General features: G+C 69.2%; 21 protein-coding genes. 6 read left to right on the top strand and 15 right to left on the bottom strand.

Translation table 11 applies throughout. The annotated features are described in order from the left end of the window. Positions 1-25: 25 nt before the first annotated feature. Positions 26-1804 carry an aa3-type cytochrome oxidase subunit I gene (gene ctaD / locus ACZ5IK_RS18720; RefSeq protein WP_465488805.1) on the bottom strand — a complete coding sequence of 593 codons (1779 nt, stop codon included), beginning with the start codon at positions 1802-1804 and terminating at the stop codon, positions 26-28. A 135-nt stretch (positions 1805-1939) separates the two neighbouring features. On the opposite strand from ctaD, the gene ACZ5IK_RS18715 reads away from it, so the two are divergent. Continuing rightward, on the top strand, positions 1940-2776 hold the full coding sequence (locus ACZ5IK_RS18715) for a phosphotransferase (RefSeq protein WP_465488804.1): 837 nt from the start codon (positions 1940-1942) through the stop codon (positions 2774-2776). Between the two features lie 61 nt (positions 2777-2837). Here ACZ5IK_RS18715 and ACZ5IK_RS18710 read toward each other — a convergent pair whose 3' ends face one another. Then, entirely contained in the window at positions 2838-4046 is a 1209-nt protein-coding gene (locus ACZ5IK_RS18710) for a glycosyltransferase (protein WP_465488803.1), read from the bottom strand. Between the two features lie 109 nt (positions 4047-4155). Beyond that, a complete protein-coding gene (locus ACZ5IK_RS18705) occupies positions 4156-4893 on the bottom strand; it encodes an alpha/beta fold hydrolase (RefSeq protein ID WP_465488802.1) in 738 nt (245 codons plus the stop codon). Between the two features lie 40 nt (positions 4894-4933). On the opposite strand from ACZ5IK_RS18705, the gene ACZ5IK_RS18700 reads away from it, so the two are divergent. Beyond that, positions 4934-5434 carry a GNAT family N-acetyltransferase gene (locus tag ACZ5IK_RS18700; protein WP_465488801.1) on the top strand — a complete coding sequence of 167 codons (501 nt, stop codon included), beginning with the start codon at positions 4934-4936 and terminating at the stop codon, positions 5432-5434. Positions 5435-5450: 16 nt separating this feature from the next. Here the strand turns inward: ACZ5IK_RS18700 and ACZ5IK_RS18695 are convergent, their stop codons facing one another. Both ACZ5IK_RS18695 and ACZ5IK_RS18690 read right to left on the bottom strand, forming a co-directional pair. Beyond that, complete coding sequence (locus tag ACZ5IK_RS18695) at positions 5451-5738, bottom strand: hypothetical protein (protein ID WP_465488800.1); 288 nt, start codon at positions 5736-5738, stop codon at positions 5451-5453. A gap of 26 nt (positions 5739-5764) precedes the next feature. Then, complete coding sequence (locus tag ACZ5IK_RS18690; protein ID WP_465488799.1) at positions 5765-6517, bottom strand: AraC family transcriptional regulator; 753 nt, start codon at positions 6515-6517, stop codon at positions 5765-5767. Positions 6518-6568: 51 nt separating this feature from the next. Between ACZ5IK_RS18690 and ACZ5IK_RS18685 the strand changes: the two genes are divergently transcribed. Continuing rightward, positions 6569-7132 (top strand): class I SAM-dependent methyltransferase, encoded by a 564-nt coding sequence (locus tag ACZ5IK_RS18685; RefSeq protein WP_465488983.1) that lies wholly within the window; start codon positions 6569-6571, stop codon positions 7130-7132. Between the two features lie 67 nt (positions 7133-7199). Here ACZ5IK_RS18685 and ACZ5IK_RS18680 read toward each other — a convergent pair whose 3' ends face one another. Next, complete coding sequence (locus ACZ5IK_RS18680; protein WP_465488798.1) at positions 7200-8324, bottom strand: alkaline phosphatase family protein; 1125 nt, start codon at positions 8322-8324, stop codon at positions 7200-7202. A 50-nt stretch (positions 8325-8374) separates the two neighbouring features. Here ACZ5IK_RS18680 and ACZ5IK_RS18675 point away from each other — a divergent pair, with 50 nt between their 5' ends. Together ACZ5IK_RS18675 and ACZ5IK_RS18670 are read left to right on the top strand one after the other, a co-directional pair. Next, positions 8375-8590, top strand: a complete 216-nt coding sequence (locus tag ACZ5IK_RS18675) for an FmdB family zinc ribbon protein (RefSeq protein ID WP_101610207.1) — start codon at positions 8375-8377, stop codon at positions 8588-8590. Positions 8591-8685: 95 nt separating this feature from the next. Further along, positions 8686-9621, top strand: coding sequence for a mechanosensitive ion channel family protein (locus ACZ5IK_RS18670; protein ID WP_410603412.1), 936 nt, complete (start codon positions 8686-8688; stop codon positions 9619-9621). A 34-nt stretch (positions 9622-9655) separates the two neighbouring features. Here ACZ5IK_RS18670 and ACZ5IK_RS18665 read toward each other — a convergent pair whose 3' ends face one another. Further along, a complete protein-coding gene (locus ACZ5IK_RS18665) occupies positions 9656-10039 on the bottom strand; it encodes a DUF6401 family natural product biosynthesis protein (protein WP_465488797.1) in 384 nt (127 codons plus the stop codon). A 61-nt stretch (positions 10040-10100) separates the two neighbouring features. Continuing rightward, on the bottom strand, positions 10101-11219 hold the full coding sequence (locus ACZ5IK_RS18660; RefSeq protein ID WP_465488796.1) for a trans-sulfuration enzyme family protein: 1119 nt from the start codon (positions 11217-11219) through the stop codon (positions 10101-10103). A gap of 58 nt (positions 11220-11277) precedes the next feature. On the opposite strand from ACZ5IK_RS18660, the gene ACZ5IK_RS18655 reads away from it, so the two are divergent. After that, on the top strand, positions 11278-11751 hold the full coding sequence (locus tag ACZ5IK_RS18655; protein WP_465488795.1) for an Lrp/AsnC family transcriptional regulator: 474 nt from the start codon (positions 11278-11280) through the stop codon (positions 11749-11751). Here ACZ5IK_RS18655 and ACZ5IK_RS18650 read toward each other — a convergent pair. From ACZ5IK_RS18650 to ACZ5IK_RS18620, 7 genes are all read right to left on the bottom strand, one after another. Then, positions 11748-12581 carry a YwqG family protein gene (locus ACZ5IK_RS18650; RefSeq protein ID WP_465488794.1) on the bottom strand — a complete coding sequence of 278 codons (834 nt, stop codon included), beginning with the start codon at positions 12579-12581 and terminating at the stop codon, positions 11748-11750. The two genes, ACZ5IK_RS18655 and ACZ5IK_RS18650, sit on opposite strands and share 4 nt — an antisense overlap. Before the next feature lie 10 nt (positions 12582-12591). Further along, a complete protein-coding gene (locus ACZ5IK_RS18645) occupies positions 12592-12957 on the bottom strand; it encodes a hypothetical protein (protein ID WP_465488793.1) in 366 nt (121 codons plus the stop codon). 223 nt (positions 12958-13180) lie between these two features. Further along, the gene (locus ACZ5IK_RS18640; RefSeq protein WP_465488792.1) at positions 13181-14956 is read right to left on the bottom strand and encodes a 3-hydroxyacyl-CoA dehydrogenase family protein; all 1776 of its coding nucleotides are present in this window, start codon (positions 14954-14956) and stop codon (positions 13181-13183) included. A gap of 97 nt (positions 14957-15053) precedes the next feature. Then, a complete protein-coding gene (gene dhaM / locus ACZ5IK_RS18635; RefSeq protein ID WP_465488791.1) occupies positions 15054-15728 on the bottom strand; it encodes a dihydroxyacetone kinase phosphoryl donor subunit DhaM in 675 nt (224 codons plus the stop codon). After that, on the bottom strand, positions 15725-16348 hold the full coding sequence (gene dhaL, locus ACZ5IK_RS18630; protein WP_465488790.1) for a dihydroxyacetone kinase subunit DhaL: 624 nt from the start codon (positions 16346-16348) through the stop codon (positions 15725-15727). Before dhaL ends, dhaM begins: the two co-directional genes overlap by 4 nt. After that, entirely contained in the window at positions 16348-17349 is a 1002-nt protein-coding gene (gene dhaK, locus ACZ5IK_RS18625; protein WP_465488789.1) for a dihydroxyacetone kinase subunit DhaK, read from the bottom strand. The genes dhaL and dhaK overlap by 1 nt, the downstream gene beginning before the upstream one ends. Positions 17350-17417: 68 nt before the next feature. Then, the gene (locus ACZ5IK_RS18620) at positions 17418-18419 is read right to left on the bottom strand and encodes a DUF3558 domain-containing protein (protein WP_465488788.1); all 1002 of its coding nucleotides are present in this window, start codon (positions 18417-18419) and stop codon (positions 17418-17420) included. Between the last annotated feature and the right edge of the window lie 8 nt (positions 18420-18427).

Genomic DNA, 18427 nt, shown 5'->3' with positions numbered 1-18427 from the left:
GCACGCGCCATTTCCGCTTATCGGGTCACTTCTCGCTGGAGTTGTCCTCGGAGTGATCACCCGGCATGACCGCCTCGGTGAGCACCTGGGACGGCGCCCGGTGGGTGTTGACCTTCTGCTTCCCGAAGAAGCCGATCTCACCCTCCTTGTGGATGCGCTCCACCATGTGCGGGTAGTGCAGCTCGAACGCCGGCCGCTCGGAGCGGATCCGCGGCAGCTCGGTAAAGTTGTGCCGCGGCGGCGGGCAGGACGTCGCCCATTCGAGCGAGTTGCCGTAGCCCCACGGGTCGTCCACCGTGACGATCTCGCCGTACCGGTAGCTCTTGAAGACGTTCCAGATGAACGGCAGCGTCGAGGCACCGAGGATGTACGCGCCGATCGTGGAGATCGTGTTCAGCGTGGTGAAGCCGTCGGACTGCAGGTAGTCCGCGTACCGGCGCGGCATGCCTTCGGCACCGAGCCAGTGCTGCACCAGGAACGTGGCGTGGAAGCCGATGAACGTGGTCCAGAAGTGCCACTTGCCGAGCTTCTCGTCCATCATGCGGCCGGTGATCTTCGGGAACCAGAAGTAGATCCCGGCGAACGTGGCGAACACGATCGTGCCGTAGAGCACGTAGTGGAAGTGCGCGACGACGAAGTAGCTGTCCGACACGTGGAAGTCGATCGCCGGCGCGGCCAGCATGATGCCGGTCAGACCGCCGAAGAGGAACGTGACGATGAAGCCCATCGAGAAGATCATCGGCGTCTCGAAGGACAGCTGGCCCTTCCACATCGTGCCGATCCAGTTGAAGAACTTCACGCCGGTCGGGACCGCGATCAGGAAGGTCATGAAGGAGAAGAACGGCAGCAGCACGGCGCCGGTCGCGTACATGTGGTGCGCCCACACCGCCACCGACAGCGCGGCGATCGCCAGCGTCGCCCAGACCAGGCCCTTGTATCCGAAAATCGGTTTGCGGCTGAAGACCGGGAAGATCTCCGACACGATCCCGAAGAACGGTAGGGCCACGATATAGACCTCTGGATGGCCGAAGAACCAGAACAGATGCTGCCAGAGGATCACGCCGCCGTTCGCGGGGTCGAACACATGCGCCCCGAGATGCCGGTCCGCCAGCAGGCCCATCAGGGCCGCGGTCAGGATCGGGAACGCCAGCAGGATCAGGATGCTGGTGACCAGGATGTTCCAGGTGAAGATCGGCATCCGGTACATCGTCATACCGGGGGCGCGCAGGCAGACCACCGTGGTGATCATGTTGACGCCACCGAGGATGGTGCCCAGACCCGAGACGACCAGACCGGAGATCCACAGGTCGGCGCCGACGCCGGGCGAGTGGATGGCGTCCGACAGCGGGGTGTAGGCGAACCAGCCGAAGTCGGCGGCGCCACCCGGAGTCAGGAAGCCGGACATCACGATCAGGCCGCCGAAGAGGTACAGCCAGTACGAGAACGCGTTCAGCCGCGGGAACGCGACGTCCGGCGAACCGATCTGCAGCGGCAGCACGAAGTTCGCGAATCCGAAGAGGATCGGCGTCGCGTACAGCAGCAGCATGATCGTGCCGTGCATCGTGAACAGCTGGTTGTACTGCTCCTGCGAAAGGAACTGCTGCCCGGGACGCGCCAGCTCGGAGCGGATCAGCATCGCCATCGCGCCGCCCACCATGAAGAAGGCGAACGACGTGACCAGATACATGATGCCGATTTGCTTGTGGTCCGTCGTGCGGAACAACCGCAGCAGGTACGAACCCTTAACCGACTCGCGCGCGGGGTACGGGCGCGTGGCGATCGGCTTGGGGGCTACGGCCGTCACTCCTGCCTCCAACACTCAAACCTTGTGGTGGTCAATGTTCTGCCGTCGGCCGGGTTCGGGACCCATTTCGGCGGCTAGTGGGGATCGTAGCCCTCACTACCCACCGTCGCGCGCACCGGCTGGCAAGATCGCGCCGTGACCGACGAACACACGCGTGCGGGAGTGGCCGCCGCGGTCGCTGTAGGTGACCGGTACGGACTGCCGACAAGCGATCCGGAGGTCCTGCATTTCAAGTCGAACGTGCTGGTGAGACTGGGTCCGGTGGTGGCGCGGGTGCCGGGCACGACGCGCTTCGCCAGGCCGTCCCCCGCGGACTGGCTCGCGCGCGACGTCGCGCTGTCGAGGTATCTCACGGAACGTGATGTGCTCGTCGTCTCACCGACCACGGATCCCCCGGCGGGACCGCATTTCGCCGACGGCTTGCCGGTCACTCTCTGGCATTACACCCCTCATGAGCCGGGGCACACGCTGTCGCCGCGAGAGGTGGCGATATCGCTCGCCCGGGTGCACGCCGCACTCGCGGACTACCCCGGTGAACTGCCCGAACTCGGACCGGTCCGGGAACTCCGGACGCTGCTCGACCGGCACGGGTCCTTCATGAACGGTGCGGCGCCGCGACTGTACGAAGAACTCGAACGGGTCACCGCGGCACTGCCTGACTCGCCTGTGCGGCCGCTGCACGGGGACGCCCACCCGGGGAACATCGTCGCGACGGCGGCCGGGCCGTGCTGGCTCGACTTCGAGGACACCTGGCGCGGGCCGCTCGGGTGGGACCTCGGCGTGCTCTACGCGGAAGCGGGCGCTTCGGCTCTCTCCGCGTACCCGGCCGATGTGGCGCCTTCGTCGCTTGAGCCGTTCATCGCGCTTCGGCGGCTGTTCGAGGTTCCCTGGCGGTTCGTGATCGCGCGGCGGTTCCCTTCGCGGCTCGGGGAGGCCGAAGCCGCCCTGGAGCGCTACTTCTCCCGCGTTTAGTCCTCTAGTTGCGGAGGTTGGTAGTGCGAACCACCGCAACTAGAGGACTACTTGCTTGGCGCTAGACCGACGTCATCAGGAGCTGGGCCGCCACATCGACGCCGTCCGTCCGCACCTCACCGCCGACGCGACCGGCCCGCTCGGCGACCTCGGGCCGCAGCACCTCCGCCAGCGCGGAGGTCAGCGATTCCGCCGTCGGTTCCCCGGTGATCGAGGTCCCGACCCCGAGGTCCCGGACGCGCTGCGCGAAATACGGCTGGTCGAACATCTGCGGGACGAGCACCTGCGGCACCCCGGCCCGGGTCGCCGCCGTGGTCGTACCGGCGCCGCCGTGGTGCACGACCGCCGCGACCCGAGGGAAGAGCGCCTGCTGGTTGACGTCCCCGATGGCGACGCAGTCGGGTTCGTCGTCGATCAGCGACAGTCCGGTCCAGCCGCGGAACACGACCGCCCGCCGCCCGTGCGCCCTCGCCGCCTCGATCATCGCCTTCGCGATCTCCTCCGGAGCGCGGATGCTCCCGAATCCGAAGTAGACCGGCGGTTCCCCGTCGTCGAGGAACGCCTCCAGTTCCGGGGACAACGGGCTGTGGTCCGGCAGGATCCAGGCCCCGGTCTGGTGCACGTCCAGCGCCGACGGTCCCCGCCACGGCGCCAGCACCGGATCGGCGGCCAGCCACGGCTGTTCGGTGAAGATGTGCCCGCGGACGTCGTCGACCGGCGGCAGGCCCAGCAGTTTCCGCCGCGAGTCGAGAACCTCGCCCCATTGCCCGTTCCACCGTTCCGCGTCGTCGGCCCACAAGGCCGGGATGGTGGCATCGGGATTCTTCGGCGCCCACCCCGGGAAAACGGGCGGCCGATGGTGCAGGGAAGGCAGCGTTATCGGGCAGTAAGCGGTGAAGAAATACGGGATCCCTTTTCGTTCCGCCACCGAATGGGCGGCGATGTTCAACGCCATTCCCGCGACGACGGCGTCGCAGCCCTCGGCCACGTCCGGCATCGTCTCGAACTGGTCGACCACCATGGCCTCGGCCATCGCGCGCCGCCCCTCGGGCGTGGCCATCGCCTTGGTCATCGCGGAATCCGGTTTCGCGGTCGACCGGAGCTCGGGACCCAGCGGGGCGAAGGAAATCCCGAGACCTTCGGCCCATTCACGGAAATCCGGCGGCGCACACAGCCGGACGTCCTGACCGAGTTCCCGCAATCGCACCGCCAAGGCGACCAGCGGTTGTACCTCACCCCTCGTCCCGATAGTGGACAGGAGTACACGCATGGGAATCCCCCTTCGGCAAAACGTGAAGGCACGAATTGTGGACCGGGAATGGGGGCTTGCCGCAAGTCCCCCTGTCCGCTATACCTTTGAAGGGGCGAGGGAAACGTTTCTACGCGGGGTACCAGCCCAAGATCGCTTCGACGACTCCAGCAGGATCCTCCAGCGGCGTCAGATGTCCCACCTCCGGCAGCACGACCAGTGTCGCGTCCGGCAGCGTCTCCACCAGGGTGTTCGCCGCGGCCGGCGGGGTCAGGCCGTCCTCTTCGCCGACCACGACCAGCGCCGGCACGTTCGCCGATCGCAGTGTCTCGGCCGAATCGGGCCGTGCCGCCATCGCGCGCGCCGCCCACGCGATGCCGGACGGCGGCTGCGTCGTGATCAGTTCGCGAAGCCGATCGGCCACCTCTGGCCGGGTCTTCTCGGCGAGCAGTCCGGGGGTGAGGGTTTCGGGCAGCCACCCGGCGCCTTCGGCTTCGACCCGGGCCGCGAGGTCGTGCCGGGCCTGCGCGGCCTCGGGGGTGTCGGCGGTCGCCTTGGTGTCGAGGAAAACGAGGCCGCCCACGCGTTCCGGTGCCACGCGCAGCACCGCCATCGTCAGGTAGCCGCCCATCGAGCAGCCGCCGAGAACGACCCTGTCGAGTTCGAGCCGGTCGAGCAACGCCACGACGTCGCGGGCGGCGTCGTCCAGGCTCGGCTCACGACCGGTTTCGGGCAGTGGGCTGCGGCCGAGGCCGCGCTGGTCGGGTGTGATCAGCCGGAGGCGTTCCGACAGCGGCGCGCGGACCGCGTCCCACATGCGGGCGTCGACGGGGAAAGCGTGCAGCAGTACCAGCGGGAGATCCGTCATGGCGATAATTCTGTCGCACCCCCGCGCTACCGTCGGATCCGTGCTGACAGAGATCAAAACGGAGAGGCTGCTGCTGCGGAGGCTGCGCGAGGAAGATCGCGAGAACATCGTCGCGCTGCAGGCCGATCCCGAGACGAACAAGTTCAACGCCGAGCCGCACACCGTCGAAGGTTCGCAGGAACTGTTCGACGCCTGGATGAAGCAATGGGCCGAGCACGGGTTCGGCTACCTCACGGTGTCCGCTTCGGACGAGCCGGAGGTCATCGTCGGCTTCGGCGGAGTCCGGTATCACGAATGGAACGGCGAGCGCGTGCTGAACCTCGCGTACCGCTTCTGGCCGTTCGCCTGGGGCAGGGGCTACGCGACGGAGATGGCGGCCGCCGTCGTCGAGTGGGCCGAGCGGGAGATCCCCGACGTCCCGGTGATCGCCAACATCATGGCGTCCAACACACCGTCGATCCGGGTCGCCGAGCGGCTCGGGTTCAAGATCCACACGGAGGAGGAATTCGCCGGAGAACCATCACTGCACCTGCGGCGCTGACTCACCAGCGGCTGAGTCACCAACGACCTGGCCTTCGCCGGGACCGGGCGTCCCAGCACGCCTTGTGCCAATGGCGGCGGTCGGCGACCCCGCCGGTGTCGTCGGCGGGCCAGACGACCAGATGCGAGGTCCCCGGCCGGATCTCGTGGTCGCAGCCGGGGCAGCGGTAGTCCTTGGTGGCTTGCGCGCCGGGCACGGTCCGGACGAGCCACTCCCCGTCCGTGGCGGATTCGGAGCGCGCCCAGCCGGTCGACGCGCCGAGGTCGGGGCGTCCACCGCGGTCGGGACGGTTACGTCGAGGCACCCCGGAACCGTAACCGGAGGCCTGACTCAGTCGCCGAAGTAGGCGCCCGGCGTCACACCGACAGCCCGTCGGAAAGCGACGACGAAGGCGCTCGGCGACGAGTAGCCGATCCGGCGGGAGACCGCCGTCAGCGGCATGTCCCCGGCCAGCAGCGGCAAAGACGCGCGCAGCCGGGCCTGCACCCGCCACGCGCCGAAAGTCGTCCGGCACTCGGCGAGGAACAGCCGCGCGAGCGTGCGTTCACTCGCGCCCACGTCGCGCGCGAAGTCCGCGAGGGCACGCCGGTCCGCCGGATCGGCGATCACCGCCCGGGCGACGGTCAGCGCCCGCTCGTCGGACGGCATCGGCACGTTGATCGGCACGACGTCCACCGGTTCGAGCAGGTCGAAGACGACGGCTTCGGCGCGGCGGCGGGCGCCGTCGTCGAGCACGGCCGAGCCCAGGTGGTCCAGCAGCTCCCGCAGCAGCGGACGGACGGCGACGAGCGTCGGCACGGGCCAGCGAACCGGGCACCGGTTCTGAGCCGCGTAGATACCCCGCAACACGGTCTGCGCGGTGGCACCGGTCCGGTGGACGACACCGGCCGGGATCCACAGTGCCCTCGTCGGCGGGAGCACCCAGTGCTGCTCGCCGACGTTCACGCTCAGGATCCCCCGCGCCGCCCAGGCGAGCTGGTGACCGTCGTGCTCGTGCCACGGCAACCAGGTGCCCGCGGGCAGATCCATCTCGCCGAGCACCATCGCCGTCGACATCGGCGGAAGGAGTCCGATTTTCGACATCACTTGGCAGCCTATCGCCTACCGGTCACCGCTAGCTTCGGATTCATGCCGATGAACCTGGTGCACCGCAAACTCTGCAGTTCCGCGCTGTGGGCGAAGGCCGTCGCCCACGAGATGCCGGGCAACGTCGCCGGTTTCGATCTGGGCGACTCCGTACTGGAGATCGGCCCCGGCTACGGCGCGACCACCCGGGCGTTGGTCGGACTCGTCCCCCGGCTCACCTCCATCGAGATCGACGAAGCGTCGGCGGATCTCCTCAAGCGGGAGTTCGACGACCGCGTGCGGATCGTCCAGGGCGACGGCGCGGCGATGCCGTTCGAGGACGGCGAGTTCTCCGCCGTCGTCTGCTTCACGATGCTGCACCACGTGCCGACCACGGCCCTGCAGGACGCGATCTTCGCCGAGGCTTTCCGAGTGCTCCGCCCCGGCGGAGTCCTGCGGGCGATGGACAGCCTGGCGAGTGCGCCGTTCCGGCTTTTCCACCTCGGCGACACGATGAACGCCCTCGACCCGGTCTCGGTCTGGCCCCGGCTCCAGGACGCCGGATTCACCGGCATCAAGGTCGACCACGTCCCGAAGCGCTCCATCAGTTTCTCGGCCAGGAAGCCGGATTGACGCGTTTCGTTCTCTTGATGCGGTAGTTGCACGCGCAAGGACCGCATCAAGAGAACGAAACGCGGGGTCAGCCGCGCGCGAGGACCAGGGGGACGAGTTGTTCGGCCGGGGTCAGCGAGCCGTGCTGACCGACCAACGAGGACTCGACGGCCTCGGCCAGTTCCCGCACGAGCCCGAACCGCCCCTTCGCCGCCACGACGACGTCGCCGATCCGCGGCCGGACCCGGTCGGCGACCGGCCCGAACCAGCCCGCTTCGACGGCCTCGTCGCGGGAGAGGGTCCACGCCCGGTCACCGATCACCTCGCGCCAGGCCGCCAGCACGTCGGCCTCCGCCCCCGGCTCGGTGTAGACGTGCCGTGCCCGGACCTCGCCCCCGATGGCCCGGACGCCGCCGAGCAGCGCGGGCGTCTCGTCGATGTCGAGCGCGCCCTCGACGGTCACCATGCCGTGGTCGGCCACGACCGCGAGGAGCGCGCCGGACGGCAGACCGTCCACAAGGGACTCGACCAGCCTGTCGACCTGCCGCAGCTGCATCCGCCACGGTGACGAACCGGGGCCGTAGATGTGGCCCAGCATGTCGAGTTCGCTGTGATAGCCCCAGCAGAACACCGGCCGCGTCTCGAGACACCGAAGGATGCAGGCGGCCAGGTCACCGAGCGCGTGGACGCCCACGTATCGGGCACCGGACTGCGTCGCCCGGGTGAGCGCGGTGTCGGCGAACTTCGCCGAAGACACGACGCTGGTGGTGATCCCGGCGGCCGCGGCGCGCTCGAACGTCGTCGGGAGGGGCTGCACCTCGCGCGGCGGCAGCGCCCCGCGGAGATCGCCGCCGTCCACGTGACTGGACCAGCGCAACGCGTTCATGACGCCCGCACCCGGGACTTCGAAGCTGTAGCCGACCAGGCCGTGCTCCCCCGAGGCCAGTCCCGTGCCGATCGCGCCGAGCCCCGCCGCCGTCGTCGCCGGGAACCCAACCCGCAGCGGCGACTTGGCCAGCTGCGTGAGCACGGGCGCGTCGGCGGCGTGCTCGGCCAGCAGTTCCCAGCCGAGACCGTCGATGAGCAGGACGCAGGCGCTGGACGCCTCGGCCAGGCTCAGCGAGTTGGCGAACCCGGCGCCACCCAGGGCGGAAAGCACGGACGGGACGACTTGGCCGAGATGCGGCACATGCGCCGCGACAGGCAGTTCCACCCGGTCAGCTTCTCATTCCGGAGCGGTGTGCGGGATGAGAAGATGAGCGCATGCCGACTTACGCCTACCGCTGCCGCGAGTGCACCGAGACCTTCGAACTGCTGCGGCCGATGAGCGAGTCCGGCGCGCCCGCGCCGTGCCCGGAGGGCCACCAGGACACCGTCAAGCTGCTGACGACCGTCGCACTGACCGGATCGGCCTCCGGTCCGGCCCCTGTTCCCGCAGGTGGGGGCGGCGGTTGCTGCGGAGGCGGCTGCTGCGGCTGACACTCGTTCGGGTGGCCTAACGTGTGATCGCCCGAATGGCGGGTACTTCCTTCCCACCAGTCTGGATCCTCCAGTCGTGGGAAGGGAGAAGCCCAGTGGCCACATCAGCACTGGCGGCCGTCGATTTCGGTCAAGGCGTGTCCAGCGCCTGGAGTTCGGTCGCCACGTTCGTCCCTAAGCTGCTCGCGTTCCTGGTCATCCTGTTCATCGGCTGGCTGATCGCCAAGGCGATCGCGAAGGCCGTGAGCATGGTGCTCGAGAAGGTCGGGTTCAACCGGCTCCTCGAACGCGGGGGCTTCAAGCAGATGCTCGCGCGAGGCCAGTTCGACGCGTCGAACATCATCAGCAAGATCATCTACTACGCGATCCTGCTGATCGCCCTGCAGATCGCGTTCGGCGTGTTCGGCCCCAACCCGGTGAGCTCGCTGCTCAACGACATCGTGGCCTGGCTGCCGCGCGCCATCGTCGCGATCGTCATCGTGGTGATCGCCGGCGCGATCGCCAAGGCGGTCAAGGACTTGGTGGGCAACGCCCTCGGCGGCGTCTCCTACGGCAAGGTGCTCGCCACCATCGCCTCGGTGTTCATCTGGGGTCTCGGCGCGATCGCCGCGCTGAACCAGATCGGCGTGGCCACCGCGGTCACGCTGCCGGTGCTGATCACCGTGCTCGCCACGGTCGGCGGGATCGCCGTCGTCGGTGTCGGCGGTGGCCTGATCAAGCCGATGCAGCAGCGCTGGGAGACCTGGCTCGGCCGGGCCGAGGCGGAGATCCCGGCCGCGAAGGCGCAGGCCGAGGCCTACCAGCGGGGCCGGGAGGACGCGAGCCGCTCCGGTGACGTGCCGACCGAACGGACGACCGCGCACCAGCCGGTGCCCGCCGGGCATCACGCGGTGAACGATCCGAACGTGGCCGGTGGCCAGCACTCGGCCCAGCAGCAGTTCCCGCCGAACCAGGGTCAGGTGCCGCAGCACCAGGATCCCGGCCAGCGGCCCCCCGGTGGGTCAATGCCCCCTCCGCCGGAGTACCGCTGACCTAGAACGGGAACGGGTAGGGCGTCCGGCCGCCCTATCCGTTCCCGGTCGGCTGTGCCCGGCGGTCGCCGAGCGTGGCGGCCAGCGAACACACACCGACCAGGCGCGCGGTCGTCCAATCGCTGGTACTCCAGGCTGATAGGTCTGCCGGGGCGCGGAACGTCCAACCCTTGGCCTTGGCTTCGTCCAGCAGCCCTCGCGTGTAGCCGGCGAGCAGCACCACCCCGGCGACGGCCGCCGAACCTTCGACCCCCGCCGCGAGGATGTCCCGTACCGCGGCGGAGTGCTGATCGAAGACCGCCGACAGCCCGGGAAGAGCCGCCGCCGCGGCTAGCCCGGCGACGCCGATCTGCTCGTGAAGCCGCGAAAGCGTGCTACGAGCCGAAGATTCCACCCAGGACGAGACCAGATCTTTCACCCGACCAGGTTAGCCAGGTCGGACGATTTGTCGACATCCCGGTGATCACGATCGCAGTGATTCAGCACGCTTTGAGTGCCTGATCCAGGTCGTGCCAGAGATCCTCGACGTCCTCCAGCCCCACCGACATGCGGATGAGCCGGTCGGTGACGCCCGCCCCGCGCCGGTCGTCCTCGGCGACGATCCGGTGGCTGATCGACGCGGGATGCTGGATGAGCGAGTCCACGCTGCCGAGGCTGACGGCCGGGGTGATCAACCGGACCGCGCCGATGAGCGCGTGCGGATCGCCGTCGACCTCGAAAGCGATCAGTGGACCACCGATGCCCGGATAGTGCACGGCGCTCACGTTCGCGTGACCACGAAGCCGCTCGACGAGTTCTGCGGCCGTCGCGGACGCGGCGTTGACGCGCAGCGGAAGGGTCGAAAGGCCGCGAAGCAGCATGTACCCGGCCAGCGGGTGCAGCACGCCGCCGGTGGCGAACCGGATCTGCCGCAACATCCCGGCGTCCTCGGCGTTGCACGCGACCACGCCGCCCATGACGTCGCCGTGACCACCGAGGAACTTGGTCGCGCTGTGCAGGACGAAGCGGGCCCCGTGGCGTCCGGGCCGCTGGAGCACGGGAGTCGCGAAGGTGTTGTCGACCAGCACCGGGACGTCACCCGCCGCGCGCACGATCTCGGCGATGTCGACCTCCCGCAGGGTCGGGTTCGCCGGCGTTTCGAGCAGCACCAGGCCGGTGTCGGGGCGCAGTGCCGAGCCGACGCCCTCCGGATCGGCCCAGGTCACTTCGGTGCCGAGAAGACCGGACGTGAGCATGTGGTCGGTGCAGCCGTAGACCGGCCGGACGGCGACGATGTGCCGCTTGCCCTGCGCGACGGCGGCCAGCAGCGAGGCCGACACCGCGGCCATGCCGGTGGCGAACGCGACGGCGTCGTCGAATCCTTCGAGTTCGGCCAGCGCCTTCTCGAACCGCTCGACGGTCGGATTGCTCAGCCGCCCGTAGACCGGGAGCCCGGACAGCGAGCCCGTGGTGGCGAACTCGTCGATGCGGGCCGCTTCTTCGACGCTGTCCCGCGACGGGTAGGTCGTGGACAGGTCAAGCGGTGCGGCGTGGACGCCGAGGTCCGTGAGATCGTCACGGCCGGCGTGGACGGCCCGGGTGCGCAGCGTTGCGGTCATACCGAGATGGTGCGATTTTCTCCGGATCGAGCGCAATATCCTCGGATATCATTCGCAGATGTCGGATTCTGCCGAATTGAGCACGGTCGACCTGCGGATTCTGCGGCTGCTGCAGAACGACGCCCGGATCTCGAACAAGGATCTGGCCGCCGAGGTCGGCATCGCGCCGTCGACCTGCCTCGACCGCGTCAACCGGCTGCGCGAGCTCGGGGTGATCATCGGCCAGCGCGCGGAGGTGGACGCCGCCAAACTCGGCCGCCCGCTCGAAGCGCTCCTGTTCGTCCAGGTCCGGCCGCACCGGCGAACGCTGGTGGACGCGTTCGTCGAGCATCTGCTGTCCCTGCCCGAGGTCCGCGCCGTCTACCACCTGACCGGACCGGACGACTTCCTCGCGCACGTCGCCACCGCTTCGGCGACCGAGCTGCAACGGCTGGTGCTCGACGAGCTGACCGCCCGCGACGAGGTCGCCAGGGTGCACACGAACCTGGTCTTCCAGCACTGGAGCGGGGGACCTTTGCTCCCGCCCGCCTAGTCGATCCGGACCTTGAACGGGTGAGTGACGTCGGTGGGGCAGGTGAAGACGTTCAGCGCTCCCCTGCGGTGGAACGACCAGCCCGCCGGTTCGTCCTCGGCGACCTCACAACCGCAGCCGACCTCGTGTTCCTCCGTGGCCAGCGAGAGCGTCTGCCGCAGCTCCACACCGCATTCCCGGCAGCCCAGCTCGTGACGGCCGGTCGCGTACCAGGCCGTCCAGCCGCCGACTTTCGAGTAGTGCGCCAGCTCCGGCCAGCCCTCCGGATCGTCGCTCGCGTCCTCGGGGATGCCGAGCGCGGCGCGGGTCTCCGGCGGGAAGTCGCAGAGCCGGGGCAGTTCATCGATAGAGCACGGTTCGAAGACGCAGGGCGCCGGCAGGAGATCGACGTCGGCCTCCTCGGGCGCGGGCGGCGGGTCCGCGATGTCCTCGACCTCCCCGGAATCGCGCCACACCAGCCGGACCGCGGGCCCTTGGTGATGCGGGCTGTTGTGCTGCATCGGGCAGAAAAGGATCTGGAGGACGTCGGTGCCCTCCGGGAAGGGCAGCTCCGGGAAGTCGTCGCGGAAGAACTGCGCCGCGCTGACCATCACCGGGACCGGACCGTCGAGCGGATGCCCGCCCGCCCACGCGTCGTCGGACGCGTCCGGGTCGGGAGGCCAGGTCACCGGGCACTCGGGCCACGGCTCGTCCGACGGCCAGAGCAGCGGGCCGCCGAAGTGGCTTTCGTCATGGCGAGGCTCGCCCGGCGCGGGGTGCAGCCGGATGGCCGTCCGGACCAGGTCGTTCAGGCCGGGGATCGGCACCCCGCCGTATGTCAGCTGACGCACCCAGGGGAGCTTAGAGGTCCGGCAGCGGATCTTCAGGTTTTGCCGCATTCCGCGAGATCTCCGCGTCGGCGGCGTGGACGGCCGCGATGTACTCGTCGTCGATCTCGTAGACGATGCCGTTGAACTCGAACCACGGGTTGCCGCCCGTCTCCACGGGGCCGATCCGGTGGTTTCGCAGGGTCACCGAGATGACGCGTTTCGGCGACTTCCTGCTCAGGCGGCCGGTCGTCAGGATCGTGATCGTCTTGCGGGTCACCGCGAAGAACACGCTGGGATTGGTGCTGCCGAAGATGTCGGCTGGGAACACGTACTGGATCTCGTCGTCCGGATCGAGTAGTTCCTTGATCCGCTTCCTGACCCCCGAGGAAACCGGCATACGGCCAGGCTACCCAGCCCGGTCACCGCTCGTGGCCGATGTCCCCAATGTGGCATTGGAGACGCTGAGCGTCTCCAATGCCACATTGGGGACCTTTCCCGCGAGGCTGAAACCCGGGTGTGCCCGCTTGCGGGACGAGGGTCCCGTGTCCTGAAGGCCACCTTTGAGACGGTCAACGTCTCAAAGGTGGCCTTCAGGACAGCCCTTCAGAACTCACGAGGGGTTACCTGGCCGAGTAGTCCTTGAAGCCCTTCCCCGTCTTCCGGCCGAGCCGCCCGGCGGTCACGAGGTGCTCCAGCAGCGGCGCGGGCGCGAAGCCCTCTTCGCGGAACTCGTTGAACAGGGTCCGCTGGATCGCCAGCGAAACGTCCAGCCCGACGACGTCGAGCAGTTCGAACGGGCCCATCGGCAGCCCGCAGCCCACCTTCATCGCGGTGTCGATGTCGTCGGCCTCCGCGTAGTGCGCTTCGAGCATCTTCACCGCGTCGTTGAGGTACGGGAACAGCAGCGCGTTGACGATGAACCCGGCCCGGTCGCCGCAGTGCACCGGGTGCTTGCCCACCACCGCGCAGACGGCGTCCACGGTCGCGATCACGTCGGGGGCGGTGGCGATCGTCGAGACGACCTCGACGAGTTTCATCACCGGCGCCGGGTTGAAGAAGTGCACGCCGACGACGTCCGACGGCCGCGAAGTGGCGGCCGCGCATTCGATGACCGGCAGCGAGGACGTGGTCGTCGCCAGGACCGCGCCCGGTTTCACGACGTCGTCGAGCGCGGCGAAAACGGCCTGCTTGACGGCCAGGTCCTCGGCCACCGCCTCGATGACGAGGTCGACGTCGGCCAGCTCGTCGAACTCCACCGCGGGCGAGATCCGGCCGAGTGCGGCGGCGGCGTCCTCTTCGGACAGCCTGCCCTTGACGACCGACTTGTCCAGCGACTTCTTCACCCGCGCGACCGACGCGGCGGCCTTCTCCGCGCTCCGCGCCCGCAGGATGACCTCGTAGCCGCGTTTCGCGAACACCTCGACGATACCGGTCGCCATGGTCCCGGTCCCGACGACGCCGACCTTGCGCACCTCTCGCGGCGCCACGGTGTCCACTGTGGACGCCTTGACCGAGTCGGTCACCGTCGGCGAATCAGGCTCGTCGTAGGCGTAAAAGCCTTGTCCCGTCTTCCGGCCGAGCAGGCCCGCGGTGATCATCTGCTTCAGCAACGGCGCCGGCGCGTGGAGCCGGTTGCGCGACTGGTGGTACATCGTGTCGAGGATCTCGTACGCGGTGTCCAGCCCGATGAGGTCGAGCAAAGCCAAGGGCCCCATGGGATATCCGCAGCCGAACCGCATCGCCGCGTCGAGATCCTCGCGCGTGGCGTAGCGCTGCTCGTACATGCGCACGGCGTGGTTGAGATACCCGAACAACAGCGCGTTCGCGATGAACCCGGCGCGGTCGCCGATCACCACCGGCGTCTTGCCGAGGCGTTCGGCGAACGCGACGACGTCGGTGATCACCTCCGGCTCGGTGACGACCGTGCGGACGATCTCGACCAGTTTGAGGATCGGCGCCGGGTTGAAGAAGTGCATCCCGACGACCTTGCCCGGCCGCGCGGTCTGCACCCCGATCTCGGTGATCGACAGCGAGGACGTGTTGGACACGAAGATCGTGTCCGCGCCGGTGATCTTGTCCAGCTCCGCGAACACGTCGGATTTCGCTTCGAGGTTCTCCGGGATCGCCTCGATCACCAGGTCCACATCGGACAGTTCGGCCAGCGACGTGGTGTACCGGATCCGGCCCAGCAGGGCGTCCCGGCCGTCGGCGTCGAGTTTTCCGCCGGACACCGCCCGTTCGGTCGAATGCTCCAGATGACCCCGGCCCCGGTGCACGCCGTCGTCGTCGATCTCCACCGCGACGACGGACACCCCGCTCCGCGCGAGCACCTCGGCGATCCCGGCACCCATGGTGCCGAGACCGATGACTCCCACACTCGAGATTTCCCGCGCCACAACCGGCCTCCGGAGGTTACTCGCTGGTAGTTTTCTCCGATCGTGCCATGCCGGGGCGCGGAAAGCACCGGCTGTCACCCTCCGGATCGAGTAAGTGTCACTCCCCGAAGTTCTGGTCGACGAGGTCCTTGACCTTGGTGAGCGCTTCTTCGGCCTGCGCACCCTTCGCGCGGACCTCGATCCTGTCGCCCTGGCGTGCGCCGAGCGCCATCAACGCGAGGACACTGTTGGCGTCCGCGGTCTCTTCGCCGAGCCGGACGGTTACCTGCGCGTCCAGCCCCGCGATGCTCCGGACCAGGACCGCCGCGGGCCGCGCGTGCAGGCCGACGTCGTTCCGCAGCGTGAGTTCGACACTGCTCTCGCCGTCTTGCGCGCCGCTGTCGAACGTCAGATCCGGTGGAGCTCCCGCCGCGGCAGCGGCACCGGCGACGGCCTGGCGATCCGCCCCGCCCTGCGCCGCGACGGCGGCGGCGATCGCGCCTTCGACGAGCGGCGCGTCCACCACGACCGCGGCCGACGGGTCGGCGAGCGATTCGACGGCGAGGTCCGCGGTCATCTGCGCGCTGCCCAGGTCGTACAGCAGGACGACGCCCGACCCCGAATCGGCGCGCTGCGTCGCGGCGACGACCTCGTCGTAGTCCGTTCCGATCCCGCCTTCGGACAGGCCGCCCGCCGCCACGATGGTGACGTCCGGCGCCATCTGGGCGGCGAGTTCCGCGAGCCCTTCGGCGAGTTTGGCGCTGTGGGAGACGAGCACGATTCCGACGCTCACTTGGCGGCCTCCGCGAACGCGCGCAGCAGCAGCGCCGTCGAGCGGGCTCCGGGATCGAGATGCCCCTTCGCGCGTTCGCCGAGGTACGACGCCCGGCCCTTGCGCGGTACGAGGTCCACAGTGGACTCGGCGCCCTTGTCGGCGGCGTCCGCGGCCGCGGCCAGGATCGCGGCGATGCCCTCGCCGGAAGCCTCCTCGGCGGCGGAGACGGCCGGGATCAGCGCGTCGACCATGGTCGCGTCTCCCCCGACGGCCTTGCCGCGTGCCTGCACCCCTTCGAGTGCCGCGCGCAGGGCTTCCACGAGCAGCGGACCGTCCACTTCGGCGGCGTCACCCAGTTTGACCGACGCGCGCAGGAAAGCCGTGCCGTACAACGGTCCCGCCGCACCGCCGACCTTCGAGATCAGCGTCGTGGCGGCGAGTTTCGCGACCGCGGCGGGGGTCTCGGGAGTCGCGGTGTCCAAAGCGGACACGATCGCGGTGAACCCCCTGTCCAGGTTCTCGCCGTGGTCGGCGTCGCCGATCGCGCGGTCGAGGTCGATCAGCTCGGCGCGATGCTCGGCGATCACCGCGGCCGCCGCCCGCAAGGCGGCGGCGAGCGTCTCGGCGGTGCAGGCCATCAGACTCCCCACCTCAGGGCCGGGGTGTTCACCGGCGCGTCCCACAACTCGGTCAGCTCGTCGTCCAGTTTCAGCAACGTCAGGCTCATCCCCTGCATCTCGAGGCTGGTGATGTACGGCCCCACCAGGCGCCGTTCGACCACGATCCCACGCTCGGCCAGCAGCCGCTCGGCGATCCCGTGGGCGAGGTACAGCTCCACCAGCGGCGTGCCGCCCATCGAGTTCGTGAACAGCAGGACCTTGTCGCCGTCGGCGAAGGGCAGGTCCGTGACCACCGCTTCGACCATGCGCGCGACGAGTTCGTCGGCGGACACGGCCGGTGTCTTTTCGATGCCGGGCTCGCCGTGGATCCCGATGCCGAACTCGATCTCGTCGTCGGCGAGTGCGAAACTCGGCTCGCCCGCGTGCGGCACGGTCGGCGCGGTGAGCGCGACACCGATCGAGCGGACCTGGCCGATCACCTTGCGCGCCAAGGCCTCCACCGCGTCGAGCGCGTCACCGCGTTCGGCGGCGGCGCCGGTGATCTTCTCCAGCAGTACCGTGCCGCCGACACCGCGGCGGCCGGCGGTGTACGTGGAGTCCTTGACCGCGACGTCGTCGTCGATCACCACGCTGCGCACGTCCAGCCCTTCGGCGGCGGCAAGCTCTGCGGCGGTCTCGAAGTTGAGCACGTCGCCGGTGTAGTTCTTCACGATCAGCAGGGCGCCCGTGTCACCCGTGGTGGCCTTGACCGCGGCCTCGACGGCGTCCGGCGTCGGCGAGGTGAACACCGCGCCCGGGACGGCGGCCGCCAGCATGCCCTGTCCGACGAAGCCGCCGTGCAGTGGTTCGTGCCCGGAACCGCCGCCGGAGATCACCGCGACCTTGCCGGCCAGGGGCGCGTCCACGCGCACCACGATCGCCGGGTCGTCCTCGACGCGCAGCACGTCCGCGTGCGCCAGGGCGAGCCCGCGCAGGGATTCCGCGACCACCGTCTTCGGGTCGTTGATGATCTTCTTCATGGCGGTCTCCGACACGTCGGCGGGTGGGATGTCCCCTTCCTACCTCGCCCGGCCGGATGCCGCCAGCGTCAGGGCTTCGGCAGCTTCGAGATCACCGATTTGGCGATCTTCGCCGTCTTCTCGCAGGACGCGGTTTCGTCCTTCTTCTCGTCGTAGTTCTGGTACGTCACGGCGACGAGCTCGACGTACTCGCCTGTCCACGGCTTGTGCTGCCACTCCATCTTGCACTCGGCGCTGCTGCCGACGCCCACCTTCTGGTAGACGGTGGTGCCACCGACCTCGACCTTCTTGGTCCCGTCACGTTCCTGCGGCGGGCGGCCGGGGCGGAAACCGATGGTGATCCGCGGGTTGGAGCCCGGCGTCCAGTCACAGGCGTGGAAGGTCGTCGGGGAGGTCGCGCCGTGCGGCGCCACCTCGCCGAGGACGGCGGGATCCGCGACGGTGCACGGGTCGACCGCGGTCAGCGTGCCCGCGCTGGTGGGGTACTTCGCCGGGGACGAGTGCAGGCTCTTCACGCCCTTCGCCGCCACCGAGCGGGCCGCCGCGCAGGGATCGCCGCCGTCGTAGTTGACCGAGAAGCTCACTCCGCGCTCGGGCTTGCGCAACGTCATGACGCCGACGTCGCAGCTCTTGCCGTCCTTGCTCTTCCGCTCGACCTGCGGCAGGCCGTCCACCGCCGTGACCACGGCGCCACCGGTGTCGGACAGGTAGGTCGACGCTCCGATGTCGACACTGACGGAGAACTGCTTACCGCCTGCGTCGACGACCTTCGCCCGGCAGCCGCCGAACGAGCTGGTCGACGGCACCGGGTCCTCCGGGGCGCCGAGGTCGCTCAGCGCCTCTTTGCCCACCAGCGGGCACGGGTCGATCGTGCGCATGATCGCCGGGGTGACGGCCGGGTCGTTGATGTTCCCGCTCGGCACGTCTCCGCCACTGCCCGCTTCCGCGGCGACGGTGGTACGGGCGAAGTTGGACTTGCCGAGGTTCTGTCCGCAGGCGGAAAGCGCGCCGAGCGCGGCCACCAGGGCCAGCGCGGACGCGATCCGGCGACGTCGAGCGTTGAGCAGCACGAAGTGCA

Source organism: Amycolatopsis sp. NPDC031561 (genome assembly GCF_055580625.1).
The sequence above is the reverse complement of the archived record's forward strand: the minus strand, read 5'-3'. Positions and strand labels throughout refer to the sequence as shown.